The organism is Herbaspirillum sp. VT-16-41 (genome assembly GCF_001994935.1).
GTDB lineage: Bacteria > Pseudomonadota > Gammaproteobacteria > Burkholderiales > Burkholderiaceae_D > Herbaspirillum > Herbaspirillum frisingense.
The window spans coordinates 1-1,219 of record NZ_MUXB01000118.1; the positions used below are offsets into that span (position 1 = coordinate 1).

At 57.3% G+C, this 1,219-nt stretch carries 2 protein-coding genes; both read left to right on the forward strand.

The window, feature by feature from the left end; genetic code table 11:
- The coding region (locus BTM36_RS17330) for a multicopper oxidase domain-containing protein (protein WP_168189795.1) at positions 1-674 on the forward strand (674 nt) is incomplete at its 5' end.
- A gap of 30 nt (positions 675-704) precedes the next feature.
- On the forward strand, positions 705-1,219 hold a 515-nt coding region (locus tag BTM36_RS17335; protein ID WP_254427027.1), incomplete at its 3' end, for a copper resistance protein B.

Below are 1,219 nucleotides of genomic sequence, written 5' to 3' on the forward strand. Positions count from 1 at the left end.
TGTCGTCCATGAGCGGCATGGACTCGATGTCGAGCATGGATAGCATGGACAGTATGGATTCCATGGACGGCAAATCCGGGGCGCAACCGATGCAGGGGATGGATCATAGCCAGCACCAGATGGCCTCGGCTAATCCTCTGAAGGTACCCAGCAAGAAAGCGCGCCATGCCAAGACCGAATATGGTCCCAGCACCGACGCCCGGGTCGATAGCGCCCGTACCAATCTGGATGATCCAGGGGTTGGCTTGCGTAACAATGGCCGCCGCGTACTGACCTTGGCAGACATGCACACGATCGGTGGCCCGCTGGACAACCGTGGCCCCGAGCGTGAAGTCGAACTTCATCTGACCGGCAATATGGAACGTTACGCCTGGTCTCTCGACGGTTTAGAGTTCGGCAAATCGACGCCTATTCATTTCCGCTATGGTGAACGCCTACGGGTCATTCTGCATAACGACACCATGATGACCCATCCCATGCACTTGCATGGTCTGTGGAGCGAATTGGAGACGCCCAATGGAGATTTCCTCGCGCGACGTCACACCATTCCGGTACAGCCGGCCCAGCGCATCAGTTTCCTGGTCACAGCGGATGCTTTAGGCCGTTGGGCCTGGCATTGCCATCTCATGTACCACATGGATATGGGCATGTTCCGTGAAGTCGTCGTCAGCTAACCAGGACCTGCACCGAAAGGCATACCTAGAATGACTCTTACCCGCTATTCAACTCAGATTCTCGTGCTGGCCCTTGCATCGGCAAGCATGAGCGCAGCATTAGCCCAGTCTCACGAAGGCCATACCGCGCCTACAGCTGGCTCGACCTCGCAGCCGGCGATGACCACCATGGATAGCATGGACAGCATGGACGGCGGCACCGCCAGTCCGACGGTGCCAATGGATCATGGGGCGATGAACCACGCCGCCATGAACCACGGTGGGATGGACATGGGGGGCATGGATATGGGCTCCAGTTCGACAGCGCCCGCAGATGCCCGAGACCCCCACGGCTATTCCAATGGCTACACTCTCAATACCGGCCCCTATGCCCAGAAAGACACCAGCGCATTAATGATGTCCGATATGCATTCCTTCGGTTCCTTCCTGGTGGATCGCCTGGAGCGTGTTCATACCCGCAATGGGAATTCTGTCGCCTACGATACCCAAGGCTGGATCGGCAATTCGTATGACAAGTTCTACCTCAAAGCCGAAGGCGATATCGA